This is a genomic window from Mesorhizobium sp. P2_A8 (assembly GCF_056404935.1).
In genome coordinates this window covers 194,169-219,691 of record NZ_JBFUDB010000011.1, presented here as the reverse complement: position 1 = coordinate 219,691, position 25,523 = coordinate 194,169, and the positions used below count along the sequence as shown (strand labels likewise).

Sequence of the window (25,523 nt, the reverse complement as noted above, 5' to 3'; positions counted from 1 at the left end):
ACCCTTATTGCTGGTTGGCTGTTGCTGGCGTCTCGCCCGTATCCTGCCCAGTATCCAGTTTCGCCGCCTTGCCCTTGAAGATGCGGCGCACCGTGACGAACAGCAGCGGCACCAGGAACACGCCGATTACGGTTGCCGCGATCATGCCGCCCATCACGCCGATGCCGACGGAGTTCTGCGCGCCCGAGCCCGCGCCGCTGGCGATCGCCAGCGGCGTCACGCCGAGGATGAAGGCCAGTGATGTCATCAGGATCGGCCGCAGCCTCTGTCGCGCCGCCTCCAGCGTCGCCTCGACAAGACCCATGCCTGCCGCCTGCCGCTCGATGGCGAACTCGACGATGAGGATGGCGTTCTTGGCGGCGAGACCGATCGTGGTCAGCAGCCCGACCTTGAAATAGACGTCGTTGGTCTGGCCGAACAGGCTTGCCGCCAGCAGCGCGCCGAAGATGCCGATCGGCACCGCGAGCATGACCGCGAACGGGATCGACCAGCTTTCATAGAGTGCTGCCAGGCACAGGAACACGACCAGCGCCGAGATCGCGTAGAGCGACAGCGCCTGGTTGCCGGAAAGGCGCTCCTGGTGCGACAGCCCGGTCCATTCGTGGGAATAGCCGACGGGCAGCCGCGCCACCAGCCTGTCGATCTCGTCCATCGCGGCACCCGAGCTGATGCCGGTGGCCGCCGCCCCCTGGATCTCGACCGCCGCCGAACCATTGTAGCGCTCAAGCCTGGGCGAGCCGAATGTCCAGTGGCTGGAGGCGAAGGCCGAGAACGGCACCATGACGCCGCTGGCATTGCGGACCTGCCATTTGTCCAGGTCTTCCGGCTGCATGCGGAAGTTTGCGTCCGCCTGCAGATACACCGGCTTCACCCGGCCCCGATCGATGAAGTCGTTGACATAGTCGCTGCCCCAGGCGGTCGAGAGCGTGTTGTTGATGTCGGCGAGGCTGACGCCCAGCGCGCTGGCCTTTTCCTGGTCGATGTCGATCGAGAATTGCGGCTGGTCTTCCTGGCCGTTGGGCCTTGTGTTGGCGAGCACCTTGCTCTGCGCCGCGAGGCCCAGAAGCTGGTTGCGCGTCTGGATCAGCGCATCATGGCCGGCGCCATTGATGTCCTGCAGGTAGAAATCGAAGCCGTTGGTGTTGCCGAAGCCCTGGATCGCGGGAGGCGCAAGCGCGAAGACCTGCGCATCCCTGATCTTGGAGAACGCCCCCATGGCGCGGCCGGCAACCGCTTGCGCCGCCAGGGCCGGCGATTTGCGTTTGGCGAAATCCTTCAACGGCACGAACGCAATACCGACATTCTGCCCGGCGCCGCCGAAGCCGAAGCCGGAGGCGGTGAAGACCCCTTCGACGGCGTCCTTTTCGTCCTTGAGATAGTGGTCGGTCACTTGGGCCAGCACCCGCTCGGTGCGGTCCTGCGTCGCGCCGACCGGTAGCGACACGCTGGTGATCAGGATGCCCTGATCCTCTTCCGGCAGGAAGGAACTTGGCAGCCGGGCAAACATCCATCCCATGGCGACAACGATGGCCAGGAAGACGGCGAGGAAGCGCCACGACCGGTTGATGATGCCGTGCGAACCGTCGCGGTAGGCGGTGGTGCCGCGGTCGAAGACACGGTTGAACCAGCCGAACGGACCCGTCTGCGTCGCATGGTCCTTGGCTGGCCGCAGGATGGTGGCGCAAAGTGCGGGCGTCAGCACCAGCGCTACGAGCACCGACAGCACCATCGCCGAGACGATCGTCACCGAGAATTGCCGGTAGATGATGCCGGTCGAACCGCCGAAGAAAGCCATCGGCACGAACACCGCCGAAAGCACGGTGGCGATGCCGACCAGCGCGCCGGTGATTTCGGTCATCGATTTGCGCGTCGCCTCTTTCGGCGACAGCTTTTCTTCCTGCATCACGCGCTCGACATTCTCGACGACGACGATGGCGTCGTCGACGAGCAGGCCGATGGCCAGCACCATGGCGAACATGGTCAGTGTGTTCACGGAATAGCCGAACAGCGACAGCACGCCGAACGTGCCGAGCAGCACCACCGGCACGGCAATCGTCGGGATGATAGTGGCGCGCAGGTTTTGCAGGAAGATGAACATCACCAGGAACACCAGCACGATCGCTTCGGCCAGCGTCTTGACCACCTCCTCGATCGACAGCCGCACGAAGGGCGAGGTGTCGTAGGGGTAGACGACCTCGACCCCTTGCGGGAAGGTCGAGCTCAGGCGGTTGATCGTCGTGCGCACCGCCTCGGCGGTGCTGATGGCGTTGGCGCCGGTCGCCAGGTTGACGGCGACACCGGCAGCCGGCTGGCCGTTGTATCTGGCGGCCGTCGTATAGCTTTCGGCGCCGAGCTCTACGGTGGCGACGTCGTTGAGGCGCACCAGCGAGCCGTCCGTCGTGCTCTTCAGGATGATGTTGCGGAACTGTTCGGCGGTCTGCAGCCGGCTCTTGGCCGTCACCGTTGCATTGAGCTGCTGGCCCTTGCGTTGCGGCATGCCGCCGAGCTGGCCGGCCGAAACCTGCGTGTTCTGCGCCTCGATCGCGGCAGCCACGTCGCTCGGCATCAGGGCATATTTGGCGAGCTTGTCCGGATCGAGCCAGACACGCATGGCATAGCTGGAGCCGAACAGCTGCGTCGAGCCGACACCTTCGACGCGCTTCAGCGTGTCGTTGATGGTGCTGTCGACATAGTCGGCAAGATCGCTCGAGTTCATCTTGCCGTCGCTGGAGACGAAGCCGATGACCATCAGGAAGCCGGTCGAGGATTTGGAGACGGTGATGCCGTTGCTCTGCACCACCTGCGGCAGTTGCGACTGCACCAGCTGCAGCTTGTTCTGCGTCTGCACCTGGGCGGTGTCGGGATCGGCTGCGGTGGTAAAGGTCAGCGTGATCGAAGCCGAACCGGTCGAGGTCGAGGTCGCCGTCATATAGTCGAGATTGTCGATGCCGGTCATGCCTTGTTCGATGACCTTGGTGACCGAGTTCTCGACTGTCTGTGCATCGGCGCCGGGATAGGTCGCGCTGATGTTGACCGTGGTCGGCGCAATCTGCGGATACTGCGAAATCGGCAGCGTGTTGAGCGCCAAAAGGCCGCCCAGCATGATCACGATGGCGATCACCCAGGCGAAGATTGGCCGGTTGATGAAGAATGCGGACATCGCCTCAGTTCCCGGTCGAGGCGCCTAGCGCCGGTTTTTGGCCGCTGTCGGCCACCGTGGACGATGGCGCCGGCACTGAGGAGGTCTGAGCGCGGTCCTTGACCTCGCCGGTCGTCTCGTCGATCGTCACTTCGACACCCGTGGCATCGCCACCAGGGCGCACGAGCTGCATGCCCTCGACGATGACGCGGTCGCCGTCGCCGACACCGGAATCGACCAGCCAGCTGTTGCCGACACTGTTGCGGACCGCGAGCACGCGCGTCTCGACCTTGCCCTGCGCGTTGATGACCATCGCGGTGGCCTCACCCTTGGTGTTGCGGCTGACGGCGCGCTGCGGCACCAGGAAGCTGTTCTGGGCGACACCCTCCTCGACCAGCGCCCGCACATACATGCCGGGCAGAAGCAGGCGGTCGGGATTGGGGAACTCGGCCCGCAGCGCGAAGGTTCCGGTGGTCTGGTCGACATTGGCACCGGCGAATTCCAGCTTGCCGGTCTGCGTATAGATGGTGCCGTTCTCGAGCTTCAGCTTGACGCTGACGTTGGGGCCGCTGAACTTCAGCCGACCTTCATTGATGGCTTGGCGCAAATTGAGCAAATTGGTGCTCGATTGCGTGACATCGACATTGATCGGATCGAGCGCGCGGATGGTGGTGAGCAAGGTATCTTGGTTGGCGGTGACCAGCGCTCCGGGCGTCAGCGAGGACTTGTCGATGCGGCCGGCGATGGGCGCGGTGATCTTGGTGTAGTCGAGGTTGATGCGCGCGGTCTCGACGCTGGCCTTGGCCGACGCCACATCCGCGTTGGCCTGTGCCAGCGTGGCGGCGGCATCGTCATAATCTTGTTTGGAAACAACGTTCTGCTTCAGCAGGCCGGCATAGCGGTCGAACTTGGCCTGCGCGGTCGGAACCGCCGCTTCCGCCTTCTGCTGGGCCGCTTTCGCGCTGTCGTAGGCTGCCTGGTAGCTTGCCGGATCGATCAGGTAAAGCGGCTGCCCGACCACCACCTCGCTGCCCTCCTTGAACAGCCGTGCCTGGATGATGCCGTTCACTTGCGGACGCACATCCGCGGTCAGCGAGGCTGTCGTGCGCCCCGGCAGTTCGGCGGTGATCGCGACCGATTGCGGATGCAGGGTGACGACGCCGACCTCGGGCTTGCCGGCCGCGCCCATGCCGGCGGGCGCCTTGCTTGCCTCCTGCGAACAGGCCGCCAGAAGAACGGTGGCGGCGAACATTGCCGCCCAGGGCACGAGCCGGCGTTGCTTGGCCGACAAAGCAGGCTGACTAGGCTTGATAGGCATGGCCTTGATGATCTTTCGCTGGAGTTGCGGTCGCCGCCAGGGCATCGGATCGTTCAACCAGGAGCCGGCCGAGGAAGCGCTGGATGTCGTCCATGAAGGTGTAGACGACCGGCACGTACACGAGGCTGAGCACGGTCGAGGAGATCAGGCCGCCGATCACGGCGATCGCCATCGGCGCCCGTGTCTCGGCGTCGGCGCCGATGCCGAGCGCAATCGGCAGCATGCCCGCGCCCATCGCGATCGATGTCATGACGATTGGCCGCGCCCGCTTGCGGGCAGCGTCGAGCAGTGCCTCGAAACGGCTCATGCCGCGCTCCTTCTCCGCCACCAGCGCGTGCTCCACCAGCAGGATCGAGTTCTTGGCCGCGATGCCCATCAGCATCAGTATGCCGATCAGCGGCGATATGCCAAGCGCCTTGCCCGTGACCAGCATGAAACCGAGCGCGCCACCGACCGAGAGCGGCAGCGCGACCAGGATGGTCACCGGCTGCACGAAGCTGCGGAACAGCAGGACCAGCGTCAGGTACATCAGCAGGATGCCGGCGGCGATCGCGGTGGCGAAGCCCGAAAACAGTTCCTGCATGCGGGCGGCGTCGCCGCGTGCGAGTTCGTGGACACCTTCTGGCAGATTTTGCATCGCCGGCAGAGCGCGGATGGCCGTGGTTGCTTCCCCGAGCGTGATGCCGGAAAGATTTGCTTCGATCGTGGCGCTGCGGCTGCGCTCCACCCGCGCGATGCTGTTGGGCCCGGCGCTGAAGCTGATGTCGGCGACCGCGCCGAGCGGTACCGTGCCCTTGCTGCCGGTCAGCGGCAGGACGGCGAGTTTCGCCGGGTCGTCGATGGCGCCGTCGGGCAGTGTGACGACGATCGAAACCTGGCGGTCGCCAAGGTTGAATTTCGGCAGGCTGGTGTCGGTATCGCCGATGGTGGCGATCTTCACCGTATCGGCGATCTCGGTCGGCGTGATGCCGAGTTGGGCGGCTTTCGCACTGTCCGGGCGCACGATCAACTCCGGCTTGGTCGTTGCCGCTGTCGAGGTCGGATTGCTGAGACCCGGGACCAACTTCATCTGGTCGATCAGTGCATCGCTGGCTTTCTGCAGCGCATCGCCATTGTCGCCGACCAGCGCAATGGACACCTTGGCGCCCGAAAAACCATCGGCGCCGAACTGGATGCGCGCGCCGGGAATATCGTTGAGCCTGGGAGAGGTTTCGGCCTCGAATTGCTGCTGGCTGACATTGCGCTCAGCGCGCGGCTTCAGATTGACAGTGACATTGGCGCTGCGCACCTCGGCCGACGTCGAACCGGGGTTCGGTCCGCCGCCGGACGTGGCCGCCGTGCCGATCGTGGCAAAGACGCTGTCGACCGCAGGCTCGCCCTTGAGGCGGCTGGTGATCTGCTGCACCACGGCCGCGGTCTGTTCGATGGTCGATCCCGGCTGCAGTTCGACTGATATCACCGAGCGACCGCGATCGGCCGCCGCCATGAATTCCGTCGGCAGCTTTGTCGCCAGCGCCATCGAGCCGGCGAAGAAGGCGATGCCGGTGACGAGCGTGATCCAGCGATGGTCGAGCGCCTTGCGCAGCAACCAGAGATAGGTCGGCACCCAGGCCGGCATGTCGTCCTCGCTGTGGCCGCCGGCGCGCACCAGATAGGCGCCCATCAACGGCGTCAGCATGCGCGCGACCAGCAACGAGAACAGCACCGACACGCAGACTGCAACGGCAAACGAGAAGAAGAATTTTCCAGGAATGCCGGACATGAAGGCGACCGGCAGGAAGACGGCGACGATGGTCGCAGTGGTCGCCACCACGGCCAGCCCGATCTCGTCGGCGGCCTCGATCGCCGCCTGATATGCGCTGCTGCCGGTCTGGCGCATATGGCGCACGATGTTCTCGATCTCGACGATGGCGTCGTCGACCAGAATGCCGACGACCAGCGACAGAGCCAGCAAGGTGATGTTGTTGAGCGAGATGTCGAACGCCGCCATCACCGCGAAGGTCGGGATCAGCGACAGCGGCATGGCGACCGCCGACACCAGTGTGGCCCTGAGGTCTCGCAGGAACAGCCAGACGACGCCGATGGCAAGCAGCGCGCCGAGCCACAGCGCTTCGAACGCGGCATCGTAGCTTTCCTGCACGAAGCCGGAGGACGAAGTGACCTCGGTGAATTTCGCCGCTGCGGTCTTGGCGCCGATGTCGGCGATCGCGGCGCGCGCGGCCTTGACCACGTCGATCTCGCTCGAGCCGACGGACCTGTAGATGTTGAAGGCAACGACCTGCTTGCCATCGAGATAGGCGGCCTGGCGTGGCTTTTCCCAACTGTCGACCACCGTGCCGAGATCGGAAAGCTTGACGTCGCCGGCGCCCGACAGCGCGATGCGGGTGTCGGCCAGCGCCTCGACGGTCGAGGCACTGGCCAGCGTTCTGACCGACTGCTCCTGTCCGCCGATGGCGGTGCGGCCGCCGGGCTGGTTGACGTTGTTGGCAGCGAGCGTCTGGCTGACATCGCCGGCACTGATGCCGAGCGCGGCCAGCCGATCGGGATCGAGCTCGACCCGGATGACCCGGTCGACCCCGCCCGAGCGGGTGATCTTGGACACGCCGTCGACACCGAGCATCGCCTTGGCGACGTCGTTATCGATGTACCAGCTCAGCGCATCGGGCGACATGGTGGGTGCCTCGACCACATAGGTCAGCACCGAATTGCCTGTTGCGTTGACCTTTGCAACGACCGGCGCCTGGGCCGCCGCCGGCAGACTGGATTGCACGCCGGAGACCGCATTGCGGACGTCATTGGCGGCCGTCTCGGGATTGGTGTCGAGCGTGAACTCGACCGATGTGACGGAAGAGCCTTCGCTGATCGAGGTCGAGACATCGTCGACGCCTTCGAGCGTCGCCACGGCGTTCTCGATAACCCGCGCGACCTGCACTTCCATTTCGCTGGGTGCGGCACCCGACTGCGAAACCGTGACGGTGACCATCGGCAGGTCGATGTCGGGCATGTTGTTGGTGCGCAGCTTGGTGAAGCCGTAAAGGCCGGCGATGGTCAGCGACAGGAACAGCACGATGGTCGGCACCGGGTTGCGGATCGACCAGGAGGAAATCGCGTTCATCGGGCGATCTCCCTGGCAGCTGTGGTATCACCGGCACCCGCCTCGCTGGTGGCGACGCGCACGAGATTGCCATCGTTCAGGAAACCGGCGCCGGCAACGACGACACGGTCGCCTTGCGACAGGCCGCTGGAGACCGCGACCCGTCCATTCTGGCGCGCACCGGTTGCAACCGGACGCGCGTCGACCTTGCCGGCCGCGTCGACCACGAAGACCGCCGGCTTGCCATCCTGCCAGACAAGGGCGGCCTCGGCGACACTCAGCTGCCGCGAAGCCGCGGTCGCTATCTCCACGCGAGCGAACATGCCCGGCCGAAGGCCAGACCCCTCGCGCAACGAGACGTAGACGGTGGCAAGCCGCGTGGTCGAATTGACCGTCTCGGCGATCGACGAAACCTGGCCCTTGCTGCTGCGGCCAGCAGCATCGATGACATTTGCCATCTGACCAACCGAAACTGCGGCCAAGTCTTTCTCGGCAACCAGGACGCCGACCTCCAGCCTGCCGTCACGGATGATCTTCATCACTTCCGTGCCGGCCTGAACGATCGAGCCCGCAACGGCAGGCCTGCTTGAGACGATGCCGTCGAAGGGCGCCCGGATGGTGGTTTGATCGAGCTCCGCCTGTAATTTCTGGGCGACGGCCTTCGCCTGCTCGACCTGCGCCTTGTCGGTCTTGACCGCGGTCGCTTTCTCTTCCGCCGTCTCGATGCTGATCGCCTTGCTCACCAGCAATTTGTCGGCGCGCCCGGCGGCGGATTGGGCCGCATCGAGCGTGGCCTGGGCCTGCACAACGGCGGCATTCTGCTCGGCCACTTGCGCATTCAGCAGCAAGGCGTCCAGCCGCGCGACAACATCGCCCGCCCGGACATGGTCGCCTTCGGAGACGAGCACCTCGGTCAATTTCAGGCCCGATGCCTCGGCGCCGATCGTGGCCTCCTGCCAGGCGGCAATGGTACCCGTGGCGCTGATCGATGAGGCAATTGCCTCGGACCGCACCTTTTCGACCGAAACCGTCAAGGTCGCGGCGCGCGGCGCCGCCACCGCCTGCGCGGCGGGATCGACTGTCGCGCGGCCATAGGCGCTCAGCGCCGCCATGGCGCCCAGGGCGATCAGCACCGCCGCCAGGGCAAGATATGTCTTATGCGATCTTGCGGTCATGATTTCCATGGCTGTTGGATCGTTCCGAAAGCGGAAGCGACAGGCGCCAGGCGGCGGAGCTCAGGCGGATCGCGCCCTTCAGCGTGTCGACCGGCAGGGCCGGCGGCATCGCCGCACGATTGACGCGAGCGGCATGGCCGAGCGACAAGCTCGGGCCGACCGATGCGATCAGCCGCAGCATCATGATGGCTTCCCACATTGCTTCCATTCCATGATTTGAACGATCGGATGGCGACCGCCATCGCGCAAAGAAACCGGCCGGCCCGAGAACGGGTAGGATATCGGGCCGGCCGGCGCGCAGCCGGTCAGAGTTGCTCGCCGTTCCCGGGCTGGGGCGGCTGGAGCTGTCTGTCATCGTTGGGCAGGCCTCGGGGGCCGGCTGCATCCTCCGGCGGGCCGCCCCAGGGACCGGGGGGTGGTCCGTGGGGGCGATCCGCCGAAGCGAGGATTTCGAGCTGTTCGGGGGTCAGCGTCGCGCGAAGTGCGGCGATCGCGTCCTTCAGCTTGCCGGCCGAGACCGCCCGTTTGGTCACCTCGTCCGCCAGTTTCTCCTGGAAGGCGAAGGGGTCGGGCTTGCCGCCCTCGGGGCCCTTGGCTTCAAGCCCGCCCGGACCATGATCGGGCCGTGGCAGCGCCAGCACGGCCTGCAGGGCGCTGGTGTAGTCGCGCCAGGCATCGAGCTGTTCGGTCCGCACGCCAATGCGGGTCTCGAGCGCCGCCAGCCGGGCCGCCAGCATGAATTCCGGCGGCGGTCCCATGCGGCGGAGACCAAAGCCTTCCGGCCCAAAACCTTGCGGCCCAAATCCTTGCGGCCCATGCCGCATCGGCCCATGCGGACCGGGCCAGGGCATCGGGCCATGATCTCGCCCTTGCTCCGGGCCATCCTGCAAGGCCATGACTGGTGGCGCCTCCCCGGGTGCCGTGGCGGGGTCGGGCTGCGCCGCCAGCACGGGATGGATGGCCGCGGCGGAAAACAGGCCGAGCGCGAGAAGTCTGCTTCGCATGATGTTGTTCCTTTCTCTCATGCTTCGGACGGCCATGAGGATAGGAAGCGTGTTTGTCCGCTTCGCGTCGGCGTGTTGCCGAAGGTTTCCGCAAAAGGGCAATTTGTTTCCGAATGTTTCCCGCGCCCTGCCGGAAACATTCGGTTGCAATTTTCCGTGCCGCTTGGGCGCGGCTCTCCCTATAATCGCGGCCAAGCAAGGGCACGGTCATGCAGTCACAACCGCATATCCTGGTCGTCGACGACGACCGCGAGATCAGGACGCTTCTTCAACGCTATCTCGACGGCCAGGGCTTTCGCGTCTCGGTGGCAGCGGACCGGCGCGAATGCGAGCAGAAGCTCGCCACCGGCCAGTTCGACCTGACCGTGCTCGACGTCATGCTGCCGGACGGGTCCGGCCTCGATATCTGCCGCAGCCTGCGTGACCGCAAGCCGCACATCCCGGTCATCCTGCTGACGGCGCTGAAGGAGGACGTCGACCGCATCATCGGCCTGGAGCTCGGCGCCGACGACTATCTCGGCAAACCCTTCAACCCGCGCGAGCTGACCGCCCGCATCCGCGCCGTGCTCAGGCGTTCGACACCCGAGGAGGCTCCTGCGCCGCCGCGCGCCCGTGTCTACCGCTTCGCCAGCTACAGGCTGGAACCGGACACCCGCAAGGTGACGGATGCGCAAGGCGAGGTCGTCGATCTCACCGGCGCCGAGTTCGACCTGCTGCAGGTGTTTCTCGACCGTCCCGGCCGCTTGCTGTCACGCGACCAGCTTCTCGACCTGACCCAAGGCCGCGAGCGCGACCCCTTCGAACGCTCGGTCGACGTGCTGATGAGCCGGCTGCGCCGCAAATTCGCCGAGACTGGCGACGGGCCGCTGTTCAAGACCGTCCGAAACGGCGGCTATCAGCTCACCGCGCGCGTCGACACCGTGGAGAACCACGCATGAACTCGCTGCGCCGACGCCTCATCCTGTTGCTGGTCGCCTCGATCGTCGGCGTGGTTGCCCTGGCGACGGCCGCCGTCATCAGCGTCCGCGGTGGCGGGCCGCCGCCGGAATTGACCGTGCCCTGGGTTGCCCAGCAGATGGAACTCGTCGTGCGCCTCCTGCCCGGCCCGATTCCGGACGTTCTACGGGTGCAATTCAGCGACCATGCGGCAGGCGGCAAGGTGGATCGCCCGGAAACGGCGATGCTCAACGACATCCTGCGCCGCCGCGGCCTCGACGTCCTGGCCGTCGTCAGCGACAAGGCGGATGAGCCCGGCCAGCTTGCATCGGTGCGCCTGCCCGACGATCGCTGGGCGATCATGGAGGTTCCCCACATCACGCCGCCAAGACGCGAGTGGCTGGTCCTGGCCGGCTGGATCTCGCTGATCGTCGCCGGCGCCACGGCTGTCTCGGTCTATTTCACCGCCGTGCTGATCCGGCCGCTCGAGATGCTGGAAGCCGCGGTTTCCAAGATCGGATCGGATGGCATGCTGGCGGCGGTGCCGGAAGTCGGTTCGGCCGAGGTCAAGGCGACGGCACACGCGCTGAACCAGCTCTCGTCCCGCCTGAAGACCGCCATGGAAAGCCGCATGCGCCTGGTCGCCGCCGCCGGCCACGACCTGCGCACGCCGATGACGCGCATGCGGCTGCGCGCCGAGTTCCTCGATGACGAGCGCGACAAGTGGCTTCACGATCTCGACGAGCTCGACCGCATCGCCGACAGCGCCATCCGGCTGGTGCGCGAAGAGGTGAACCAGGATGCCGTCGAGCCGGTCGACCTGCAAAAGATGGTGCGCGATATCGAAGCCGAGATGGTCTCGCTCGGCCATGCCGTATCGATCGGGCATCTCGATGCCGTTTCGGTGCAAGCCGGCGCGCTCGGCCTGCGCCGGGCCTTGCGCAACCTGATCGTCAACGCCGCCACCCATGGCAAGGCATGCAGCATCGACCTTGCGGTGGCCGACAGTCGTGCCGTGCTCACCATCTCCGATCATGGACCGGGTATTCCGCCGGAGCTCCTGAACAAGGCGTTCGAACCCTTCTTCCGCGTCGACCCCGGCCGGCTGCAATCCATTCCCGGCGCCGGGCTGGGCCTAGCCATCGCCAAGGAAATCATCGAGCGCTACGGCGGCACCGTGACGCTGGAAAACCGCAAGAGCGGCGGGCTGGCGCAGACGGTGGTGTTCGAGGCGGTGTGATGCGCAAGACGGCGCCGGCACGGCCCGGTTTCACCAGGCAAGCGCGCCCCGTCGCTGACATAGCGGGCGGTCGGGGTCGGCATCCAGGGTCGCCAGCCGCACGACGATCTCGAACGCGCCGCTCCCCTATGCGATGCCCTTGTGCCCGTTGAGGTCGGTGGCGATGTGGCCGGGCGCTGCGCCGTTGACTATGAAAAAGCCGGTGACCATGCTGCATCGCGAAAAACCCCAATGATTCCAATTGATTCGCTACTATGTCGAACCGAGTCCATATAGGCAGAATATAGATTTTCGAATTTTTGTACGTGATTTAAGAAAAATCTGAGCTTTTCTGATTTTTTCGAGCCGGGAATTTTTCAAAACTACCGGAGAGAACAGGCCCGGACGCTTAACAAAAGGCTGAAATGCTGCAGACACCGCCAAAGAAAATGAAAATCTGGCGGGTTTTGTCAATATTTAGCGCCTGCTCACACAAGTATTTCGGTCTGGTAAATTTTTTGTGTTGCGCTGCACAATGTGGTAGCCGAACCATTTCCCGGGGGACTCGTTTTGCGACTAGACATACGCCGTGAAGGATTCCGCCAGGTTGACCATCTTGAGTTGTTCGTGCGTCGATTTCGAGCCCGGGCTGAGCGGACTCGCAAAGCGCGGGTTTGATGCTGCCGCCGCCATGGCGGGCCGCCTTGGCCTGCCGTTCAAAATGGCAAGCTGGCAGCTTCATCGCGGACATCACCGCGGCGGACGCCCCTGATGGCAAACACCCGCGACATCCAACTGGATGCACTGAGGGCCATCGCCGTGACGATGGTGATGTATTCGCATTTCTTCGCGGCGGGAGGATCTTCGTTCTGGGGCCATATCGGCGTGCGGCTGTTCTTCGTGCTGAGCGGCTTCCTGATCACGCGCGTGCTGCTGGAAGCGCGGGCGGCCGCCGAGTTTCAAACCGGCCCTGCGTTGCGATCCTTCTACATCAGGCGGGCGCTGCGGATATTTCCTCCCTATTTCGCCGTCCTGGGCTTCGTCTGGCTGTTTGACCTGGAACAGTCGAGGGCATCGCTGATCTGGCATGCGCTCTATCTGTCGAATTTCTGGTATGCGCTGCACAATAACTGGACGCCCTGGGTTCTCTGCCATTTCTGGAGCCTGAGCATCGAGGAGCAGTTCTATCTCGCCTGGCCACTGATTGTCCTGCTGGTTCCGCGCCGGCGCTTTGAGCCGGTCTGCATCGCCGTCATCCTGCTGTCGCTGGCCTATCGCTTCTACTGGCCGATCACTGCCACCCCGGCGCTGGCACGCGACCTGCTGCCGCCGGCATCCATGGATGCGCTGGCGTCGGGTGCGCTGCTTGCCTGCTGGCGGTCCAGAGGCGCTGCCCTGCCGCAATGGATGCGGCTGGGCTGGCCTGCCTTGGCGGCCGCATTCCTGATGATCGAGTGGTTTGTCCCTGCGCCTGCAGATCCGGCGCTGGAATGGGCTCGCTGGCTGCTGCTGCAAGTCCTGCCCCTGGTACCGCTGATGGTCATCGTCACCGCCTGTTCCAGCGGCCTTGGCGGCATCATCGGCAAGCTTGCCGAACTGCCGCCGCTGCTGGCTCTCGGCCGCATCAGCTACGGCGTTTATCTCTATCATCCGATATTGCTGTCGCTCGCCGTCAAGTCGCAGCCCTGGATCCCGCTCAATGTCTCGGAGCAAGGGCCCGGGCGGCTGCTGGTTGCGAGCGCCGCCACGATTGTCGTGGCCTCGATCTCCTGGCTGATTTTCGAAAGGCCGCTCAACCGCCTGAAGCGCCACTTCCCCTATGTCGCGCCCGGCCATGCCGCACGCGCCGGCCATGCCGGCTGGTTGGCGAGGGCGCCCGGCCGATTGCCCGATGGCCGCGCGCCATCGCTCGACCTCCAGCGAACGGAAGCCAGACGATGACCGCCGTGCCGCTCGTCTCCGTCCTGCTGCCGGTCTACAATGCCGGGCCCTATCTCGCCGCCGCGCTGGGAAGCATCCTGCGGCAGGACTACGGCCGCCTGGAGATCATCGCCGTCAATGACGGATCGACCGACAATTCGCTCGAGATCCTCGAGCGATACCGGCAGGCCGACAGCCGCATCTCGATCATCTCGCGCGAAAACCGTGGCCTCGTCGCGACGCTCAACGAAGGGCTGCGAAAAGCCCAGGGCGAGCTGGTCGCGCGGATGGACGCGGACGACGTCGCCTATCCCTGGCGCTTGTCGCGCCAGGTGGCGCTGTTCGAGCGGCGGCCGGAACTCGGTTTTTGCGGCGCCGGCGTCGATATGTTGATCGGCGGCCGCATCGCCAGGGGCAAGCCAGATCCGGTGTTCCAGCTCGGCCGCATTCCCATACTGGCGATGTTCTTCACGATCTTCATGCACCCGACGGTCGTCTACAACAGGAAGGTCATCGAAGACCACGATCTCCACTACGACAGGACCTATAGGCACGCCGAGGATTTCGATCTTTTCAGGCGGCTGGCCGGCCGCTATCCGGCTGCCATGATGCCCGAAAACCTGGTCGTCTACCGAGTCCATGAGGCAAGCGTGACCAGCCGGCACACCAAGGAGATGCGCAGGACGCATTTGCGGATCGTGGCCGAGAACCTCGAGCGCGAAGGCCTCGCGGAAATCACCCAGGACCTGCGCGAGATCGGCGATGCGGTCAGCCTCGACACGGTTGGCCGTGCGGCCAACTTCATCGTCGCGCTGGAGGAGCGGATTGGCTTGCTGCCGTCCGACACGCGGCCGAGCTTCGAAGCCGGGGCGCTGAACCTGTTCTATTTCCTTTACCAGCTCGTCGCCGACGAAATGCAGCCCTCCCTGACGCATGAATTGCTGACGCGGACCGCGAAGTGGAACGTCATCCGGCGCCGCGAGCGATATGCGCTGCGGCCCGGCGCCTGGGCACCCTGGCTCAGCCGCGCCTCGCTGTCGGCCGGCAGGCACGCGGACGCCATGGCATACTTCTTCAAATCCGCGCCCGCCGCGGCGCTGCTGGCGCCTTATGAGTTGAGCTAGGGGGATGACCGTCAAGACCCACCAACTCCTGCAGCGCGATCGTTCGACGGCGCTTGACGCCGTCCCCGCCGGTCCGCGACCGGAACGATCGGCGCCTGAAGTCAGCTTCATCATCTGTACGCGCAACCGTGTCGCCGTGCTCAAGGCCTGCATCACGTCGGTGCAGGCCGCGTGCCGCGCCCATGCCGGCTTCGCGGCCGAACTCGTGGTCGTCGACAACGGCTCGAGCGACCGCACGGCGGAACACCTGGCCAGCATTGCCGCTACGTCGGACATTCCATTCACGCCCGTTTGCGAGCCACGTCCCGGACTGGCGGCTGCCCGCAACGCCGGTTTGAGGCGCGCGCGGGGCCGTGTGCTGGTCTTCGTCGACGATGATTGCGCGGTCCATTGCGACTACCTGCGCGATCTGGAGCGACACTACGCGTCCGGGGAACACTGGCTCATCCGGGGGGGCCGTGTCGAGCTTGGCGATCAAAGGGATCTGCCTTTCACGATCAAGCGCTCGCGGGTACGCGAGCGGCTGACGCCGGATGTTCATCCCGGCGGTTTCGTGCTGGGCTGCAACATGACGATGCACCGCGATGTCGCGGCCCGTATCGGCTATTTCGACGAACGCTTCGGCGCCGGCGGGTCAATGCGGTCGGCGGAGGATACCGATTACCTCGTGCGAGCGGTGCTGCTCGGCATCGCGGTCGAGTATGTGCCCGACATGACGATATTCCATCATCACGGCCGGCGGGATCGCAAATCCATCGAAAAGCTCCACCGCGACTACAGCCTGGGCAATGGCGGACTCTGCCTGAAACATGTTCGCCATGCGCCCTGGCTGCTTCGTCATTTCTACTGGGCCGCGAGAGCGGCTTTCCGGGAATTGGCGGGCGGGCCTGCGTTCGATCGTGAACTCAACCTGTCGCACTGGCCGATCGTCGGCATGAATTTGCTCGGCGCGGCACGATTTGCGGTTCTCCTGCTGGCGAGACGGCCGCAAGATGCGCCGGTGCGGCAGGATCAACAGGCAAATGCCCAAGTGAGCGAACCGCTGTAATGCCATTGCTGCCGCCAAGCCTGCCGATGCTGTTCCGGGCGCTCGGAAAGAGGCAACTGCGCCTGCTTCCGGCCGTGGTGGTTCTCGGCCTGGCCAGCGCCGTCCTCGAAGGCTTCGGCATCGGCCTGATCATCCCGTTGCTGGGCATTATCATGGGGCACGGGGATGCAGCGGGAATGGCCGGCTTCTCGGCCGTCCTGCAGCATGTCGGAGCGGGCCTGAGCGAGCGCGACCGGCTTGTCGTCATTTCGATCGCCATCCTCGGCTCGATCCTCCTGAAAAACGTTTTCGCCTTCGCCAACACGCTGCTGACGACCTTCATCTACGGCAAGGCAAGTCATTCGATCCGCAGCGCCTTGTCGGAGCGGCTCTTGCGGGTCGGCTACCCGTTCTTCCTGCGGCAGAGTCCGGGCCGGCTGCTCAACATCATCTCCAACGAATCCTGGCGGGCTTCGGATGCGATCCAGATCATGCTGTCGGCCATCGTCAGCGCATCGGCCGCCATCATCCTTTTGGCTTTTCTGCTGCTGCTTTCGTGGCGCATGACGCTGTTGGTCACGCTGGGACTGGCCGCCGTCCAGATCGCGCACGCCATCCTCTCGGCCAATCTGAAAGAGCCCAGCCGCAGCGTCGCCTCGCGCAACTCCCACCTCGCATCGCAGATGCTGCATCTGGTGCATGCCGGACGCCTGATCCGCATCTTCGGACAGGAGAGCCGGGAGAAGGCGATCTTCGATACCGCGTCCGATGCGGTTCGCCGCGCCTCCTTCGTCCTGCTGGTGCGCCAGGGCGCGCTGCCGCCGCTGACGGAGGTTCTCCACGCCGTGCTGTTTCTGGCGGTGGTGATCGGCGCCTGGCTGGCGCAGGTGAGTTTCCCGCTGATCATCGCCTTTGTCATCCTGCTCTACCGGCTGCAGCCGCATATGCGGGCCCTGCAAGGGTCGTGGAGCCAGCTGCAGGGCCTGAGCGGATCGCTCGAAGAGGTGACATGGATGCTGGATCCGTCCGGCCAGCCGCAACCGCCGCAAGGTGACGGACCGTTCCACGGCTTGCGCCAGGGCATCGAGTTCGATGACGTGACGTTCACCTATTCCGGCACCGACCAGCGTGAGGTGGTGCTGCATTCGGCGACGTTCGAAATCCGCGGCGGCCGCTCGACGGCGCTGATCGGCCGCTCGGGCGCAGGCAAGACGACGATCGTCAATCTTCTGTGCCGCTTCGTGGAACCGGACACCGGCAGGATCCTCGTCGACGGATCACCGCTCGATGAGATCGACGCCAGCCAGTGGCGGCGGCACATCGCACTGGCCAGCCAGGAGCTGGAACTGGTCGATGGCACCATTTTTGAAAACATAACCTACGGCCAGGACGCGGCCACGCCCGGCGATGCCGAGCGCGCCGCGAGACTGGCCGAGGCGCACGAATTCGTCGAACGGCTTCCGCTGGGTTACGACACGGTCGTTGGCTACAGGGGTGTCAATCTTTCGGCGGGGCAGAGGCAGCGGATCGCTCTGGCCAGGGCCCTGGTGCGCGATCCCGATCTCCTGATCCTCGACGAAGCCACCAATGCCGTGGACGGACTGTCGGAAGCGGCCATCGTCGAGACCCTGAAGTCGAGAGCCGGCCGCCGCACGACCATCGTCATCAGCCACCATCACAGCACCATCTCGTTCTGCGACGACGTGGTGATCCTCAGCGGCGGCCGGGTGAAGAAGCAGGCCCCTTTCGGCGCTCTGGCGTCGCTCTCCATGGACGAGCTTTACCAGCACGAGCCGCCCGCCACCCCAGGCCGGGCAGGAGCCAGGCGCCGTCGCGCGGAGCCGACGAAGTGAGCTGGAAGCAATTCCAGGAAAAGTGTGAAACGGTTTCCCCGGGAAAAGCGCATAGCGCTTTCCCTGAGGGAATTGCGTCAAGACAAAGAGATAGAGCTGTTCGCCGTTTCCGTGAAACGGTGAACTGCTCTACGGCGTCGCGCGGAGGTTCCTGCGGGCGCGCCGCCTGCCCGCTGCACGTGCTTTCTCCGCCACCACGCCGGTGATCTCGACCACGCTGCCCTCACGCGGTCTGCCGTTGGTGGCCTTGTGCAGCCGCTCGTAGGGCAGCAATTCCTTGATCCGGGCATTGAGGGACACGATTTCGGCCCTGAGGTCCTCGCATTCCTGCCTCTGGACATCGAGCTGTATCTGTTCCGACGCCTGTTGCAGCATAAGCTGTGAAAGATTGGCGTTCACTTTCGAAAGGTTCGCCTTGTCGCTATCGTTTTCATCGGCGAGCGCGGACAATCTTTCATCGGCGATTTTCTTTTCGGCCAGCGTGTCGTTCAATTCAGTCTTGAGCCTGGCGATCTCTCCGGTGGCCTCGCTGTTCTCGTTCGAGGCCGACTCCAGCCGCGATTGCAGCTCCTGGATCTCGGAACGCAACCCGCGCATCTCCGTCTCGCTGCGCGCCAGTTCGGCTTCCCTGTCACCTTCCACCATGCCGGCCGCTTCGGTCATTTCCGACAGCTTCGCCTGTGCCGCCTCGAGCGACTTCTGCAGCCGCATCTCCTCTTTCTCGCTCTTGCCGAGCGCGGCCAGCAGTTCCACAAGCCGCGCTGCTTCGCTGGCATGGATCGCCGAGAGCTCGTCGAGCCTGTGGCGTGCCTGGGATTCCCGCTTCAGCGCCTTGTCGAACTCGATCGACAGGCTGACATGTTTTTCCCGCAGCATCTTGCTCTCGCGCAAGCGCCTGTTGGCCTCGACTGTCCTGGCGGTCAGCCGCTTGGCGATGTCGCCGAAATCCGCGTCGCGTCTTGCGCTCGCATTGGATGTCTCCGCGAGTTCCAGCCTTGTCGCGGCAAGCGCCGCGCGAAGCGCGTCCCTGTCCTGAACCAGGCTTGTCTCGCGCTGTTGCAGCACTTCGCAGGTGCTTTCACGCTCGCGCAGCTTTCTGCCCGCGTCGTGCAGCTTTTCCGACAGCGTTCTTTGTTCCGCGATCAGGCCGGCATTCGTCAGCTCCAGCTCGTTGGCGCGAATGATGTCGCCGTGGAGGATGTTGAGGTATTCGCGCGTCAAATGGTGTGAGGTCGCGATCTCCGACAGCTTGCCGTTGATATCGTCCAGATAATCCCTGGCGTCATGGAAGAGCCCTTCGAAGGCACTCAACGCAGCCAGTCGGGTCTGGGTGTGGGAGGTCAGTCGTGGCCCGGTTTCGGGACTGTCCGCATCGCCGGGATCGTTTGCATTTGCAGCACTGTCCCCATTTGCCGCAATGGCCTCAGGTGGCGGCTCGTCAGGGCCTGCCGCGGCATCCGCGCCATCGCCGCTCTTGGGCGGCGCCTCGTCCTCGGCGTCGAGAGTCGCATCCAGCGCATCCGCCAGATCGATCTCGAGGTCTTGAATTGCTTTATCTACGTCTTCAGCACGCTTGATCAGGCCCTTGAAGTTCATGGCCGAATACCCCTTACGCCATACCCCAACTTGCTACTTAACGAATTGCTAACATATCCTTACATCCGCTAATTGCGCAGGGGAAGCCCCCCATTGGCGGGAGGCAAGGTCGGCACATTTGGGGTTTGGATGCCGCGAACAACCAACGCCGCGGCCGTGGGAAAGCTTGTTCCTTGCCTCACGAGTGTGGGGGGCCGAAGGACAGGCAAGACCCGTGGCGCGCCCCGCGAGATGGCTCGGCAAAGCCGCGCGGGACCTTCAGGGTGGAGATGTGCCGCCGAGAAACTCGCCGCATCCCGGCTTGCCGGACTGCAAGGTGATTGTCGCAGGCGAGACTGAGTGCCTACCTCAAAAGGCGTCTCAGCTGCTTTTGGGGCCGGCACCAACTGGATCGGGGGCCGCTCACTTGGCGCGTTGCCCAGCGCGATGGCGACCCGGTCGCGCCCGTTGCCCTTGGCATCGTAGAGCGCGTGATCCGCGGCATTGGTCAATTCGGCCCAGCCGACGTGAACTTCCGGGTGGGGGTGCTGGCGCAGCCCCCGCCCCGATCCGCTTTGCGGGATCGACCCCCAGGAGTAAAGTCAGCCTGCCATGGCAAGCGGCACGGCGCTCTTGTTGGGGATCTGGATGTCGATTTCCAGCGTCGACATGGTCTCGCCGCGGTCCATCGAGACCTGCAGGTAATCCTGGTCGATCTGCACATGCTTGGCGATGACGGCCATGATCTCCTCGCGCAGGATGGAGACGAGGTCGGGCTGGCTGCGGTTGCGGCGCTCATAGGCGAGCAGCACCTGCAGCCGCTCGCGCGCCACCGGCGCACTGGAGCGCCGCTTGAAGATGTCGAGCAGGTTCATGCCGCCCTCCTTCCCAAAAGACGATCGAGGAAACCCTTGCGCTCGAACGGCACGACGACCGGCAGCTGTTCGCCCTCGAGCCGCCTGGCGGCGTCGATATAGGCTCGTGCCGCGGCGTTGAGCGGTTCCGACAGCGTCACCGGCGAACCGAGGTTGGAGGCCCTGAGCACATCCTGGCTCTCGGGAATGATGCCGAGCAGCGGTGTCGACAGGATCTCCAGCACGTCGTCGATGGAGAGCATTTCGCCGCGCGAGGCGCGCGCCGCGTCGTAGCGCGTGACCAGCACATGCTTGGCGATCTGTTCGCCCTGCTCTGCCCTGAGCGTACGGGCATCGAGCAGGCCGATGATGCGATCGGAATCGCGCACCGAGCTCACTTCCGGATTGGTGACGATGACCGCCTCGTCGGCAAAGCGCATGGCGAGCTGCGCGCCGCGCTCGATGCCGGCCGGGCTGTCGCAGAAGACGTAGTCGAACACCGAGCGCAGCTTGTCGATGACTTCGCCGACGCCCTCCTCGGTCAGCGCATCCTTGTCGCGCGTCTGCGAGGCCGGCAGCAGGAACAGCGTCTCCACCCGCTTGTCGCGGATCAGCGCCTGCGACAGCTTGGCCGAGCCCTGGATGACGTTGACGAGGTCGAACACCACGCGGCGTTCGGCGCCCATGATCAGGTCGAGGTTGCGCAGGCCGACGTCGAAGTCGACAAGGGCCACCTTCTTGCCGGTCTTGGCGACCGCGGCACCAAGGGCTGCCGTCGAGGTCGTCTTGCCGACGCCCCCCTTGCCCGAAGTGACCACCACTACCTTGCCCATGAAAATGCCTCCGTTGTTGTTGCTTTGTTGTTCCTGGTCGAGCGGCCCGGCCGCCCAATATCGGTCGAAATCGATGTCAGCTCAGCGGCGAAACGCGCAGCGCGTCGCCGTCGAGAAACGCCTGCACCGGCTTGCCGCGCGAAACACCTTCCATCTCCTCGGCGGTGACGTACCAGCCGTCGACCGCCAGCAGCTCGGCCTCGTTGCGGCGGCAGAAGATGCGCGCGCCCTTGTTGCCCAGCGCACCCGCCGAAGCGCGCCCGCGCAGCGTGCCATAGACATGGATCGACCCGGCCGCGATGATCTCCGAACCGGACGCGACCGAGCCGAGCACGATGACATCGCCATGCGGATGCACGATCGCCTGGCCGGAGCGGATCGGCGACTTGATCATCAGCGTGCCCGAAGCCTCCTGCGGCTGTGCCGCCTGCGGCTCGCTTTCGCCTGTTAGGCTTGCGCCAGCCTTGCCCTTGCCAGCAGCGCCCGCATCCGCGCGCGCCTCAAGCACCTTGCCCTCGGCCTTGTCGGAAACCTCAGCCCTCGCCTTGCGGCCGGGCAGCAGGCCATCGGTCGTCGCCTCCTTGGCGCCGGTCAGCACCGGCGGCAATTCGGCGCCGAGCGCGGCCCCTTCGAGCTCGATGGCATAGATGCGGATGCCGCGCGTGCCGAGCTCCGCCACCAGCGCCGCGATCTCGCTCGCCTGCGGCTTCATCGTGTTCAGATCGAGCAGCACCGGGCGGCCTGAGAAATAGCCGGGCGAGTTGCCGATCCAGTGGTCCAGCCCCGACAGCCAAGCCCCCAGGGGCGCCTCCGGCGTCAGCGTGAACGCGACGAAGGAGCGGGCGCGAAAGCGAATGGATTTGGCCTCAAGGGGAGCGGCAAAAGTCACTGGCGGCGAATCCTTACTGATAGGTAAACGCTAGCGAGTGAATGGTTAACGAATGGTTAATGGGAGGGGGGTGCAACTTAGCCAGCAGCGCGAGAAATCGGAAGGTCGAATAGGGCCATTATCTGACGCTGACCTGCTACATGCAGAGCCGCAAGCGGCCAGTCGGCTTCCGGAAGATCGCTGCAGCAAAGCGGCCGTTCCGGTTTCTATACCAGCCAGACCGCTAGTCGCGATGCACCGTTAGTGCCTTCGACCCTGAGCACGCTTCCAACGCTGATCCGCCGTAATCTCAAGAATACCAGCGGCGGCGGCGCGTTGTAGCCAGACTTCGGCTTGGTGGGTCTCAAGACCGAAGTAATCAGCGATGTTCGAGGTGCCTTGGGGGGCGTCGAGGGCGGATAAGAGCCGATCACGGAATAGATTAAAGAGAATGTCTCGATAGGACTCTTCGACTTCCTGCTGGGCGGTAGCTTGTTCGTTCGTTGAGAAAAGGGGCAGCGATTCTGGTGCGTCCATCCTCACTTTAAAGAGCGAGCGGATCGGCTGTGCGCGGTTTAGCCACCCGCCAGAAATCTCAATCAGGCCTTCGTTGAGCAGAGCAACATTTCCTTCGCGCGTTTCATGGCCGGTCCGGACAAAAGCCGGAGCCCAGCGATACTTCAGGTTCTCGATGGCGCCATTCCATGTGCCGCCTTTAACGTCACTGTCGGCGACGATCACGACGTCTCCGGCCGCATAAATGTAGCGGTTGCGCTCCATTGCCTGTGTCACGGTGAAGCGAGCGTCCGGCTCGACATGGGACATGAGCAAGAGCTTTCCGCTGCCGATAGCCTGTCGATAGCGTTTTGACAGTACCGTCTTAGAGAGCGAGTCTGCGAGGATGCCTACGACATAACCGCCGTTATCAAGTCCTCCGTCCATTGCAGCCCGGTCTACGCCGCGAGCATCTCCCGACACTGTAACCACACCTTCCGCGGCAGCGCGTTCGCCAATTCCATGTGCGAAGCGGAGGCCTTCCTGCGTGGCATCACGCGATCCGACAACGCCCACCGTTGGACGCTCCAACAATGAAAGATCGCCGGCATAATAGAGGATGGGAGTCGATCCGCCTTTGAGTAGCTTCCTGAAACGCGCGGGGTAGCTGGGATCTGCTCGACTGACCAATCGAATGCCGACCTGGCTCCAGGATTCGACCGCAAGAGCCAAGGCAGTGCCGCGCGAGATCAGGAGGCTAAGCCGTTCTCGATCGACTGGAAGGTCGTCCGGCAATTGCCGAAAAAGGTCAGAAGGGCGCAGTCCACGTTGGTGCAGGGTCTGGGCAACCCGATTGAATTCCATGCGTGTGAGGGGTTTCGCCTTGCCTTCGCCAAATCGCCCTACGAGCAAGGCGGTTGCCTGAGCGTCAGTCGAAAGCGAAGTCGTCATCATCCTGCATTACTCGCAGATGCCAATGCTAAGGCCAATGGAAAAACCAGTCCGCTGCCAGCGGCCCGCAGTAGCGCTCCAACGACAGTCAGCGACCAGCGGGAGTCGGCAATGTCATCCACCAGCAAGACCGGACCATCTTCGACCTCGTCTGGATCGACTTCAAATGCTCCGTCCAAGTTCTGGGCCTGCTGCCAATTGTTCATCATGTTGCGCTGCCGCTGCGTCTCCTGAACTTTGGAAACAGCAGGTCGGAAGGGAATTTCAAGCGCCGCCGCCAACCGCCGCGCGAAATCGGGAACGAGCTCCTCTGATCGGAGGGATGGGATACAAGTCACCCATTCAGGTGCCGGATCCGGTCCCCAACGCTCAATCATCTCAACACAAGCGTCGACGAGTTCGTCAGGAAAACGCCCATCTTCTTTTCCCTGCTCAACAAGCGGGGCCCAACCCGCGTCTCGCCAGATTGAAAGGGCACGACCTTCCTCGTTGCGAAGCTCAGGCCGGATGTTGCCACGCCATCCGTAACTCTCGAACGCGCCAGAAATCCACTGCCGGCGCGCATCAAGTGGCACCTCGCTGCGCTTAATGAAGCGCGCGGCTGCAGTGGTAATCGCGCGATCAGGAAGGATGTCGATGAGGGGCTCGCCGAGGCATACCTCGCATTGCCCGCATTCAGTCGCCTCGAGATCGTCCAACTCGTTGCCTAGAAATTCCATCAAACAGGTCTCCGCGCGCGCATAGTCCTGCACGCGCCGCCATTCAGCTTCTCTTTGCCCCGCCAGCCGTTCAATGCGTGGCCTGTCGACGGCATAGGGATTGGGAGTCCTGTACCAGCGCGAGTCCAGCTTCGTGATGGGGGGATTGTCCTCGACAGCGAGAAGCTTGAGGACTTTCTCGAGCTGACCCCTGCGAAGGTTCACAATCTGAAGAAGGTCATTGATGCTGAGCCCATCATCCGCATCATCCAATGCCGTCAGCACTCGCTCGACATCTCGGTTTCGAGGGAACGCCGCATCGATAAAGTAGCGATTGATTTCGTCGTCTTCTTCGCCGGTCATTAGGATGCCGAGCGCGTGGGCAATGCCACGCCCAGCGCGACCTACCTGTTGATAATAGTGGACAATCGATTGTGGAGCTTGGAAGTGTATGACGAACGCGAGGTCGGGCTTATCGAAGCCCATCCCCAAGGCATTAGTCGAGACCAGAGCCTTAATTTCATTGCGTAGCAACCGTCCCTCGAGTGCCTCGCGAGCGCCTTCGTCCCCATCCGCCTGCCCAAGCGCCCCATAATAGGCTTCGGCGGCAATGCCTTGATCTTGCAGCCATGCCGTCACCGACTTCGCGTCGCGTACGGTCGAGGTGTAGATGATGCCGCTGCCCTCAATCCCCGGAAGCGCGAGCGCCAGCCACGCCAATCGAGAAGCGCGATTTGGCAGATCGACTGTCTGCAAGGCTATGGTCTCCCGCGTGAGCGGACCTCTCTGCAACTCCGTATTGTCGCCGAGCTGAATCAGGACATCCTGCACCACACGCTCATTTGCGGTCGCAGTCGTCGCGAGCACCGCGACATTGGGCGGAAGCTCTCGGAGCAGCCGGTTGATCCGCTGATAGCTTGGCCGAAAATCGTGACCCCAGTCGGAAATACAGTGGGCTTCATCCACCACGAGGAACGCAATATTCTCGGCAATGGGGAGCAGGCATTCTTCCAGAAACTCCGGATTCTCCAGCCTTTCCGGCGAGACAAGGAGCAAGTCGACGTTGCCGGCCCGGACCCGCGCCATGATCTCGGGCCACTCATCCTGGTTGGTGCTGTTGACGGTCTCAGCTGTCAGATGAAGTCCACGCGCAGCTACGATCTGGTTGCGCATAAGCGCGAGAAGGGGGGAAATGATCAACGTTGTCCCGGCACCCTGGTCGCGCAAGATCCTCGTCGAGAGGAAATAGACCATGCTCTTGCCCCAACCGGTCCGCTGGACAAGAAGTACGCGCCGACGCTCATTGGCGATGGCGTCGATAGACGGCCATTGCCCCTCCATGAATTCCGCGGCCTCATTGCCAAGGGCTTGGCGCAACAGGCTGAGAGCTTCCCTTCGAGTTACCAAGCCTTCGCTTCCCTTTTGCTATATGATGGTGGC

General features: G+C 64.0%; 18 protein-coding genes. 6 read left to right on the top strand and 12 right to left on the bottom strand.

Translation table 11 applies throughout. The annotated features are described in order from the left end of the window. Positions 1 to 4 precede the first annotated feature (4 nt). From AC1D10_RS30420 to AC1D10_RS30395, 6 genes are all read right to left on the bottom strand, one after another. On the bottom strand, positions 5 to 3,160 hold the full coding sequence (locus AC1D10_RS30420) for an efflux RND transporter permease subunit (protein ID WP_477278503.1): 3,156 nt from the start codon (positions 3,158 to 3,160) through the stop codon (positions 5 to 7). A gap of 4 nt (positions 3,161 to 3,164) precedes the next feature. After that, a complete protein-coding gene (locus AC1D10_RS30415) occupies positions 3,165 to 4,457 on the bottom strand; it encodes an efflux RND transporter periplasmic adaptor subunit (protein WP_477278502.1) in 1,293 nt (430 codons plus the stop codon). Then, complete coding sequence (locus AC1D10_RS30410) at positions 4,441 to 7,572, bottom strand: efflux RND transporter permease subunit (RefSeq protein WP_477278501.1); 3,132 nt, start codon at positions 7,570 to 7,572, stop codon at positions 4,441 to 4,443. The genes AC1D10_RS30415 and AC1D10_RS30410 overlap by 17 nt, the downstream gene beginning before the upstream one ends. Further along, positions 7,569 to 8,726, bottom strand: coding sequence for an efflux RND transporter periplasmic adaptor subunit (locus AC1D10_RS30405; RefSeq protein ID WP_477278500.1), 1,158 nt, complete (start codon positions 8,724 to 8,726; stop codon positions 7,569 to 7,571). The genes AC1D10_RS30410 and AC1D10_RS30405 overlap by 4 nt, the downstream gene beginning before the upstream one ends. Continuing rightward, positions 8,707 to 8,925 (bottom strand): hypothetical protein, encoded by a 219-nt coding sequence (locus tag AC1D10_RS30400; protein ID WP_477278499.1) that lies wholly within the window; start codon positions 8,923 to 8,925, stop codon positions 8,707 to 8,709. Before AC1D10_RS30400 ends, AC1D10_RS30405 begins: the two co-directional genes overlap by 20 nt. 106 nt (positions 8,926 to 9,031) lie before the next feature. Beyond that, the gene (locus AC1D10_RS30395) at positions 9,032 to 9,730 is read right to left on the bottom strand and encodes a hypothetical protein (protein ID WP_477278498.1); all 699 of its coding nucleotides are present in this window, start codon (positions 9,728 to 9,730) and stop codon (positions 9,032 to 9,034) included. A gap of 209 nt (positions 9,731 to 9,939) precedes the next feature. Between AC1D10_RS30395 and AC1D10_RS30390 the strand changes: the two genes are divergently transcribed. The 6 genes from AC1D10_RS30390 to AC1D10_RS30365 all read left to right on the top strand — a co-directional run bounded on the left by AC1D10_RS30390 (position 9,940) and on the right by AC1D10_RS30365 (position 17,809). Then, a complete protein-coding gene (locus tag AC1D10_RS30390; RefSeq protein WP_477278497.1) occupies positions 9,940 to 10,668 on the top strand; it encodes a response regulator in 729 nt (242 codons plus the stop codon). Then, positions 10,665 to 11,906, top strand: coding sequence for an ATP-binding protein (locus AC1D10_RS30385; RefSeq protein WP_477278496.1), 1,242 nt, complete (start codon positions 10,665 to 10,667; stop codon positions 11,904 to 11,906). The genes AC1D10_RS30390 and AC1D10_RS30385 overlap by 4 nt, the downstream gene beginning before the upstream one ends. 750 nt (positions 11,907 to 12,656) lie before the next feature. Then, a complete protein-coding gene (locus AC1D10_RS30380) occupies positions 12,657 to 13,826 on the top strand; it encodes an acyltransferase family protein (RefSeq protein WP_477278495.1) in 1,170 nt (389 codons plus the stop codon). Continuing rightward, positions 13,823 to 14,929 carry a glycosyltransferase family 2 protein gene (locus AC1D10_RS30375; RefSeq protein ID WP_477278494.1) on the top strand — a complete coding sequence of 369 codons (1,107 nt, stop codon included), beginning with the start codon at positions 13,823 to 13,825 and terminating at the stop codon, positions 14,927 to 14,929. Before AC1D10_RS30380 ends, AC1D10_RS30375 begins: the two co-directional genes overlap by 4 nt. 4 nt (positions 14,930 to 14,933) lie before the next feature. Further along, positions 14,934 to 15,977 (top strand): glycosyltransferase family 2 protein, encoded by a 1,044-nt coding sequence (locus AC1D10_RS30370; protein WP_477278493.1) that lies wholly within the window; start codon positions 14,934 to 14,936, stop codon positions 15,975 to 15,977. Further along, positions 15,977 to 17,809, top strand: a complete 1,833-nt coding sequence (locus AC1D10_RS30365) for an ABC transporter ATP-binding protein (RefSeq protein ID WP_477278492.1) — start codon at positions 15,977 to 15,979, stop codon at positions 17,807 to 17,809. The genes AC1D10_RS30370 and AC1D10_RS30365 overlap by 1 nt, the downstream gene beginning before the upstream one ends. A gap of 129 nt (positions 17,810 to 17,938) precedes the next feature. Here the strand turns inward: AC1D10_RS30365 and AC1D10_RS30360 are convergent, their stop codons facing one another. The 6 genes from AC1D10_RS30360 to AC1D10_RS30335 all read right to left on the bottom strand — a co-directional run bounded on the left by AC1D10_RS30360 (position 17,939) and on the right by AC1D10_RS30335 (position 25,460). Continuing rightward, on the bottom strand, positions 17,939 to 19,405 hold the full coding sequence (locus AC1D10_RS30360) for a coiled-coil domain-containing protein (protein WP_477278491.1): 1,467 nt from the start codon (positions 19,403 to 19,405) through the stop codon (positions 17,939 to 17,941). Positions 19,406 to 19,986: 581 nt separating this feature from the next. Continuing rightward, on the bottom strand, positions 19,987 to 20,259 hold the full coding sequence (gene minE, locus AC1D10_RS30355) for a cell division topological specificity factor MinE (protein WP_024501686.1): 273 nt from the start codon (positions 20,257 to 20,259) through the stop codon (positions 19,987 to 19,989). Continuing rightward, positions 20,256 to 21,071 carry a septum site-determining protein MinD gene (gene minD / locus AC1D10_RS30350; protein ID WP_477278490.1) on the bottom strand — a complete coding sequence of 272 codons (816 nt, stop codon included), beginning with the start codon at positions 21,069 to 21,071 and terminating at the stop codon, positions 20,256 to 20,258. The genes minE and minD overlap by 4 nt, the downstream gene beginning before the upstream one ends. 76 nt (positions 21,072 to 21,147) lie before the next feature. Further along, positions 21,148 to 21,960: a septum site-determining protein MinC gene (minC, locus tag AC1D10_RS30345; RefSeq protein WP_477278489.1), complete on the bottom strand. Its 813-nt coding sequence runs from the start codon at positions 21,958 to 21,960 to the stop codon at positions 21,148 to 21,150. Between the two features lie 240 nt (positions 21,961 to 22,200). Further along, entirely contained in the window at positions 22,201 to 23,388 is a 1,188-nt protein-coding gene (locus tag AC1D10_RS30340; RefSeq protein ID WP_477278488.1) for a DNA-processing protein DprA, read from the bottom strand. Then, complete coding sequence (locus AC1D10_RS30335; protein WP_477278487.1) at positions 23,385 to 25,460, bottom strand: RecQ family ATP-dependent DNA helicase; 2,076 nt, start codon at positions 25,458 to 25,460, stop codon at positions 23,385 to 23,387. Before AC1D10_RS30335 ends, AC1D10_RS30340 begins: the two co-directional genes overlap by 4 nt. Positions 25,461 to 25,523: the final 63 nt, after the last annotated feature.